The organism is Nostoc sp., assembly GCF_036917455.1.
Taxonomy (GTDB): Bacteria; Cyanobacteriota; Cyanobacteriia; order Cyanobacteriales; family Nostocaceae; genus Nostoc.
The window spans coordinates 1-6,215 of sequence record NZ_JBALDK010000139.1; the positions used below are offsets into that span (position 1 = coordinate 1).

A 6,215-nucleotide genomic window follows, 5' to 3' on the forward strand; every position below is an offset into this window, starting at 1 on the left:
GCAAACTCTATGGCGTGGATGGTGTCGATTAATGGATATGTGCTGGGCTATTGATTTTTCAACCCAATCTTTGAAAAAATGTTGGTAATGACAAGCCTTATAAAGGGAGGGAACCGGAAATATTATTTTCCCCCTTCATAAGGGGGGATTAAGGGGGGTAATACGACTTGTGTATACACCGTAGGCTTACGGGGATGGGAGTATTTGCGTCAGTAAATGCGGGGTGGGGTTCTTTATTTTTGATTTATGCAAGAGGTCTAGTGTTTCTGTGGTTGAATATCTAATTTTAATGCTAATTGCTGGCGCATTTCTTGAAAAGGTTTGTTCCATACAGGGCTAGCATTCCAATTCCATACCGCTACTGGGATAAGTTGCTCTTCAGCTAGATAAGTTAGCAGACGATATTCATCTTCTGGTTCACGAGAAAAGGTGAAAGGATTGCGGTAGCCTGTATCACATAGTTTATAAGATACGACCTGACCGTGATTAATCCGTTGTACAAGTTCCTTACCTTTGACAAGCAAATAATCCAAAAAGATTAGACTAAAAGGCTCTACAGATGCACGATTTTGCGGCTCCTTTTGTACCCACCTAGCCCAATCAAACCCATACATAAAATCGTGAACGTAACGGAAGCGGATTTCTGTATTAATCCCGAACATCTCCATCAGAGAAACCATTTTTTCACCAAAAAGCTTTAAAAAAGCAATAGCACCCTCATCTGCAATCAAAGCCTGCCTGAGCATACTGCTTACCATAAAATCCAAATCCCAGAATATGTTCTCTGGGAAGTTTTGTAACTGAGTACGGACTATAGATTCGAGAGTTTCCTGAAGGGTTGTAAGGATTTGAATATTGCTGCTTTTTTCAACAATTAAATTTTCTAATTCTGCGAAGTTAGTAACTAATTTCTTTTGGGGGTTAAGTGATAACAACTGAATAGACTGTTGGGCAAGTATTTCATCAATATATTGGAAAGTATGAGTTGGTGTCAGTTCTTGCTTCATAGTAATTGAAATAACCCAAACAGCTTACACTAATTATTAGTGTATATCGAAATAAGAAAATTATTAAATAAGCAAAAATAAACTTAACCTTTAACTTTACAAAGTTATACGATAGGAATCATATTTGATTTTTGAAAAAGATAAGTATCTGTAGTCGTAACGCACCATAAGAGGTTGAATGAACAATTTTTTCACTGTGACTTTAGACACTTTTAGATCCCCCCTAACCCCACTTAAAAAGGGGGGAACTGGAATCAAAGTCCCCCAATTTATCGGGGAGCCACTGCGGTCTTGGGGTCTCCCCAAGTGGAGCATGTGGCGTGGATTTAGGGGGATCATAGAACTTTTGATACCGACAAGAGGACTTGTTCATTCATCCTCTAAGCTTGAGATGGTGCGTTAGCGTAGCGTAACGCACCATACATGGATTTCAAAAATTCAATAATAGTCCTATAATTCTTTAATAGATTATATCTAATTAATTCCACATCAATAATTCTCATTGCAAAACTATCACGGCGAAAGTTGTTTAATACAGATCGCCGCGAGCTTATGAGATTATATCCAAAGGGTAGGTAAAATAACCAGAGTATTTAAACTCTACCTTAAATAAAACTTGAGAATCGGCTATCCAGAAATGTGGATAACTAATTCTCTTAAATGACTGCGCTGGCGATGTTCCCAGATATAAATTCCCTGCCAAGTTCCTAGTACTAGATGACCTTTATTAATGGGGATATGTTCAGAAGTGTGGGTGAGTGCGGTACGAATATGTGCTGGCATATCATCGGGGCCTTCTGCATCATGGATGTATTTGCCTGATTCGGGGACGAGTTTTGCCATAAAATTAGCTAGATCCACAAGAACATCAGGATCGGCATTTTCTTGGATGACTAAACTGGCTGAAGTGTGGCGTAAAAATAAAGTACAAAGACCAGTTTCAACTCCCGATTCTGCAACTGCGGCTTCAATCTTAGGGGTGATATTGTAAAAAGATTTGGCAGCAGTGGAAATTTTTAGTAACTTTTGGTAATGACTCATTTAAAACAGTAATTATTGATGACAGTAAAAGCTAATTAGCAGTTGAATTTGCTTAATTTGGTTGTCAGATCGTCATGGCTAGCATTCATATATTAATTTATATTATTTTGAATAACTTTATTTATTGTGTAAATAATTGAGAATAGCATTAGCGATCGCTTCATTACCATCCTTAGCAATTGGCTGAGATTGCTTTGGTGCTTGGGGTAACTTATGCAGAAAATCCCAAGTACCTTGAAAAAACTCAGATGGGGTGATGATTTGATGCTGGTTATAATTTGTTATGCCTTCTACGATAAAAGCTGCTTCGGCAAAATCCTCACGAGGAATAGTAATAATAGGTACTCCTAATATTGTGGCTTCAGCAAAAGTACTGAAACCTGGTTTAGAGACTACTCGCCCACAAATCGGCATAAAATCTACAGGGCGGTATTTGCGACCGCTAATTTTCACTATATTAGGTAAATCAGGCGCAGATTGATCGAAGACGATAAATTGCCAATCTGGGAATCGCCGCAGGTTATCGTAGGGTATTTGCTGCAAACCCAAGCCGCCAAATGTCAATAAAATAGTTTTTTCGACAGGTGCGGTTATTCCCCAAAGAGAACGTAAATCATCAGTAGAGTGACGGGGGGAACCACCTGTTAGACCAACATCTGTGATATTGTGAAAAGCTTGCATCGGTTCGTGGAAGGGAAGACGAAATAAGCGATCGCATTTTGAGTACCAATCACTAATCCAATCTGCAACTGCTGTAAATTCACCCCCCCAATCTCGGTAGATAAAGTCCCAGCCAAAGTTACTCATCATCCAGCAAGGGATATTTGCACCTTTGGCAAAACCAGGAGTCAGGAAGGGAATATCTGCCAAAATCAGATTAACGCGATTTTGGCGAATAAAATTTACTTCTGAAGCAATGAGCGAATTTTGATGTTTTTTAATATCTAGCAACTTTTCTAAAGTCGCTACTTTATCCATTGTCAAACTATCGGTTTGTACCACACCCAAATCAAATGCACGGGGACGATAGATAAAATCGCCTTCTATATAGCACTCTAGCAACCAGCGCGGGGCAGTGGTTACGAGAATTAGCAGGACTTCTGGACATAATTTTTGGATTGTCGCAGCGACAGAAGCCATGCGGGTAGCATGTCCAAAGCCGTGGTTAGTGATGGCCAAGTATAAGATGGGGCGTTCCATGTTTATGTTTGTCATTTGTCATTAGGAATTATGATTTTAACTCCTAATGAATAATGACTAACTATTTTTGCAAAAACCTTGAATCGCCTCAACTAATTGGTCGATTTCCAATTCTAAAGTCAGGTAATGGATGGTGGCGCGTATACAGCTAGGATCGGCAATTGTCCGAGTTAATATGTTTTGCGAGTCTAAAAATTGTACTAACTTGAGATTAGCTTGGGGCTGATTATTTACAAGTTGGAATGATACTATACCGCTTTCCGGTGGGGAAGTTCGCAAACATTTAACATCGGGTAACGCCACTAAGCGCTGCCAAAGATACTCGCTGTTTTGACAAATTTGCTCGTAACGTTCCTGTGATGTTCCCCATTGCTGATGAATTGCGATCGCTTCCTTTAAGCCAACGTACAATGGATAAGCTAATGTAGACACTTCATACCGTCGCCCATCTGGAAGCCAGTCCACAGGCTGAGATTGACTATCTACAACAATGCCATTCAAGCCAATAAATGTAGGTTTCAGGCTTTCTCGCGCTTCTGGGCGAACATACAAACCACCAGCACCCGCAGGGCCGCATAACCATTTGTGACCAGTGAAAGCATAAAAATCTACACCCAATTCTGTCAAGTTTAAAGGCAGCAAACCAACAGATTGGGCAGCATCTATCAATAAAAAAGAATGATTGTTTCTGCATACTTCGGCAATTTTATCAAGCGGTAAAACTTGACCAGTATTCCAGAAAACATGACTTAATATTACAAGACGGGTATTAGGGCGTAAGTGTTGGGCAATAATTTTTACAGAATCGCCCTCATTTAAAGTCGCCTTCAGGGGACACGTGGTAACTTCTACCGCAAATCTCCGGGCGATTTCTTGTGTGGTGGCAATTACGCCTGGATGTTCGCAGTCTGAGAGCAATATATGGTCGCCACAATGCCAATCGATGCCCCACATAGCGATATTACAGCCAACCGTGACATTCTGAGTCAGGGTAATTGTTTCGCTTGGTGCATTTAACTCAGAAGCGATCGCAACTCTAGCGGCTTGAGTCTGCGGTGCTATCCAGCGATACGCCTCATTACCAAAGGGGCCTATTTGCTGAACATAAGCCTGAGTTTCGGTCATCGCATCCATTGCCCTTTGGGGCATAGGGCCTTGTCCGCCATAATTGAAATAAGTCTTATTCGCTAAAGCTGGAAATTGCTCTCGATGGCTATGCAACTTGGTTTGGGCAACAGAAATACTAGTCATACCAATTTTAGATTTTAGATTTTAGATTAGTCATTAGTTTCTCATCTTCCTCATTCTCCCACTTCATTATTAATTGTCTAAGTTACTCCCAGATTGTGCTAAATCTTGTTAACTTAAAAGGATGCTAATTAATGCTGAACTCCTACTGCAATACCAACGCTGTAAACGCCGGACTTTTCTAGATATCCACGGTGACAGAAGTCAGCGCGATGCCCCTAATGAGTTGCTGCGGAAACTGCAACAGGATAAAATCGCTCATCAGATGAGTGCTTTGGCACAGATGACTTACCACCAACCAGATTATTCTTATGGAAACTGGGAAAAGGCAGAGAAGGCAACTTTAGAATTGATGGAACGTGGGGTTGAGTACATCTATAAAGGAGTACTGCTAGCAAATTATTCTGAAGCATATACCCTGCTGAGTCGCCCAAATTTACTGGTAAAGCAGCCTGGACAGTCGAGTTTTGGAGATTGGATGTATGTTCCGGCTAGTATTGAACTGGGTAAGCGCCCTAAGCAAGAATATCAGGTTGTCGCTGCATTTCATACCCAAGTTTTGGCAACGATACAGGGAGTTGTACCAGATACTGCTTTGCTGATATTGCGAACTAAAAACAGCAATTATTTCGTGGATTTGTTCAAATGGATGCCACGGATGCAGCAAATTCTGGAGGAGTTTATTGGAGTTTTAGAGTTACCGAATCCGCCAGAGGTGTTTATTTCTCGGCAAAAGTGCAATTTTTGCCATTGGTATAGTCAATGTTACGCGATCGCTCAATCTGAAAAACATCTCTCACTATTACCAGGTGTAACACCTCTTCGCTACACTCAACTCCAAGACGTAGCGATCGCCACACTAGAATCTCTTGCTAATACCAGTCCCAGCACCTTAGAAAACCTCCTTGGTTTCGACCGAAAAGTAGCACCAAAGCTAGTAGTACAAGCTCAATCTGCATTGGAAAAACGACCCATAGTTTTACCCTACCCGTTACCGATAGAAAATATTACATTCACAGCACCGATAGAACTTTACTTTGATATTGAGGCACAGCCAGACTTAGATTTAGATTATCTTTTGGGGGTTTTAGTCGTTGATAGACTTGCTAACACAGAAAAGTTTTATTCGTTTTTAGCAGATAAACCAGAAGACGAAGAATTAATTTGGCAGCAATTTTTGGATTTGGTTTGGCAATATCCCGAAGCGCCAATTTATCATTTTTGTGCCTACGAGTTTGATACGGTTAAACGGCTGGCAAAGCTTTACAACACTCCATACTCCTCAGTGCGTCCAGTACTGAATCGCTTTGTGGATGTGTATGAACAATTAACCGAAAGTGTAGCATTACCTATAGAAAGTTATGCCTTGAAAGCGATCGCACGTTGGTTAGGATTTGAGTGGCGAGAAAAAGAAGCTAGTGGTGCTAAATGTATTTACTGGTACGATCAGTGGCTAGAAACAGGCGATCGCACCTTACTAGAAATTATCCAAAGCTACAACGAAGATGACTGTCGCGCTACCCACAGAGTCAAAGACTGGCTGGTAAACTTTTTTCAGGATGAATATGGGTTGCGACTAGCTTAGAGGATGTTTGAAAAGTCCTCTTGTCGGTATCAAAAGCTTTAGATCCCCCTAAATCCCCCTTAAAAAGGGGGACTTTGACTCCGGTTCCCCCCTTTTTAAGCTATCCATTATAAACATCTTTCTTAATACAAAAT

The 6,215-nt window shown here is 40.8% G+C and carries 5 protein-coding genes; 1 reads left to right on the top strand and 4 read right to left on the bottom strand.

The genetic code is table 11. The features are described 5' to 3' along the window. Positions 1-257: 257 nt before the first annotated feature. From V7K42_RS14250 to V7K42_RS14265, 4 genes are all read right to left on the bottom strand, one after another. Positions 258-1,007 (bottom strand): hypothetical protein, encoded by a 750-nt coding sequence (locus tag V7K42_RS14250; protein WP_334917160.1) that lies wholly within the window; start codon positions 1,005-1,007, stop codon positions 258-260. Positions 1,008-1,634: 627 nt separating this feature from the next. Then, a complete protein-coding gene (locus V7K42_RS14255; protein WP_334917162.1) occupies positions 1,635-2,048 on the bottom strand; it encodes a secondary thiamine-phosphate synthase enzyme YjbQ in 414 nt (137 codons plus the stop codon). A gap of 117 nt (positions 2,049-2,165) precedes the next feature. Further along, positions 2,166-3,248: a glycosyl transferase gene (locus V7K42_RS14260; protein WP_334917168.1), complete on the bottom strand. Its 1,083-nt coding sequence runs from the start codon at positions 3,246-3,248 to the stop codon at positions 2,166-2,168. A 57-nt stretch (positions 3,249-3,305) separates the two neighbouring features. Beyond that, positions 3,306-4,499 carry an aminotransferase class V-fold PLP-dependent enzyme gene (locus V7K42_RS14265; protein WP_334917164.1) on the bottom strand — a complete coding sequence of 398 codons (1,194 nt, stop codon included), beginning with the start codon at positions 4,497-4,499 and terminating at the stop codon, positions 3,306-3,308. Between the two features lie 121 nt (positions 4,500-4,620). On the opposite strand from V7K42_RS14265, the gene V7K42_RS14270 reads away from it, so the two are divergent. After that, a complete protein-coding gene (locus V7K42_RS14270; RefSeq protein ID WP_334917166.1) occupies positions 4,621-6,081 on the top strand; it encodes a TM0106 family RecB-like putative nuclease in 1,461 nt (486 codons plus the stop codon). Positions 6,082-6,215: the final 134 nt, after the last annotated feature.